This is a genomic window from Shewanella sp. SG44-6, assembly GCF_014164185.1.
Taxonomy (GTDB): Bacteria; Pseudomonadota; Gammaproteobacteria; order Enterobacterales; family Shewanellaceae; genus Shewanella; species Shewanella vesiculosa.
The window spans coordinates 1-1,633 of sequence record NZ_JACJER010000265.1; the positions used below are offsets into that span (position 1 = coordinate 1).

Consider the following 1,633-nt stretch of genomic DNA (forward strand, 5'->3'; position numbering starts at 1 on the left):
ACCACAAACCACACATCCCGCGCACCAAACAAAAACATGCGTGCGGCAGAAAGCGTGTTTACCGCCGGACTCTTAGAGAAAATTTCCGTGAACTTAGGTTTGTTTTTGGCTTTACCTAAATCGCGCTGCAAACTTAACAGACTAAAAATCCACACCAGCAATAGGCCAATCGCCATACCTAACACGGCCAGCTGGAATCCAAACAGGGTCAGTAAGACGCCGCCCAAGAAGAACCCCGCGCCCTTTAGCGCATTTTTGGAGCCAGTGAGCATGGCAACCCACTTATACAGCTCACCCTGAGCATCACTAGGCACCAACAACTTGATACTGCTCTTAGCACTCATCTTATTGAGATCTTTAGCGATACCCGACAAGGCCTGCGCCGCCATCACCCAAGCAACCGTCAGCATACCGCTAGGCACAAGCAGCATGCTAAGGGCGACAATCTGCATAAATAGGCCCACATTCATGGTCTTATTTAAGCCTAAACGCGCCCCGAGCCAGCCGCCGACTAAGTTCGTTACCACCCCAAAGATTTCATAGAAGAGGAATAGCATGGCAATTTGCAGCGGGCTATAACCTAAGCCATAAAAATAGAGCACCACTAACATACGTAATGCGCCATCGGTGAGCGTGAATGCCCAATAGTTGCCTGTGACCACCAAATACTGGCGGATCTCGGGTGATATGTTAGACAAGAACCCTGTCTGCTTAGCCATAAAGCTTATGCCTTATCCATCAGACCGACCATGCGGGCCAGTTCGACGGTGCGATTGGCATAACCCCACTCGTTGTCATACCAAGCGTAGAGTTTGACCTGAGTGCCATTGATTATCATGGTCGATAGCGCATCGATAATGCTCGAACGCGGATCGGTTTTATAATCGACCGAGACTAATGGACGTTCCTCATAACCTAAAATGCCTTTTAGCGGTCCGTCTGCCGCTTCTTTTAACAGGCGATTGACTTCAGCTTCGGTCGTTTTGCGACTCACCTCGAACACGCAATCGGTTAATGAGGCGTTCGCTAATGGCACCCGCACAGCATGGCCGTTGAGCTTACCTTTGAGTTCAGGGAAAATATGGGTAATGGCCGTCGCAGAGCCTGTTGTCGTAGGGATAAGGCTTAAACCACAGGCCCGCGCACGGCGGAGATCTTTATGCGGCGCATCTAAAATAGTTTGAGTGTTGGTAATATCATGAATGGTTGTCATGGAACCATGCACTATGCCGAGGTTTTCGTGGATCACTTTGACGATTGGCGCCAAACAGTTAGTAGTACAGGAGGCCGCAGTCACAATCGGATGAATGGCTTTGTCATAGAGTTGATGATTCACTCCCATGACAACGTTTAACACGCCCTCTTCTTTAACGGGCGCCGTGACCACAACGCGTTTAACGCCTTGATCTAAATAAGCTTGTAGCACTTCTTTGGTTTTCATCTTACCCGAGGCTTCAATCACCACATCACAGCCGGACCAATCGGTTTCGGCGATGGTTTTATTGCGTGTACAGCGAATACGCTTGCCATCGATAATGATGTCATCGCCATCGGCATTGGCTTCGTACTGCCAGCGACCATGCACAGAGTCGAATGTCAGCAAATGGGCTAAGGTCGCCGCATCCCCTGCGGG

General features: G+C 49.8%; 2 protein-coding genes. Both read right to left on the minus strand.

Annotated features, from left to right (window positions below):
- Positions 1 to 719, minus strand: a 719-nt coding sequence (locus H5185_RS22010) for an MFS transporter (protein WP_182743275.1), incomplete at its 3' end; no start/stop codon positions are given.
- Between the two features lie 5 nt (positions 720 to 724).
- Positions 725 to 1,633 (minus strand): ArsJ-associated glyceraldehyde-3-phosphate dehydrogenase (locus tag H5185_RS22015; RefSeq protein WP_182743277.1); only part of this gene is annotated, 909 nt, incomplete at its 5' end.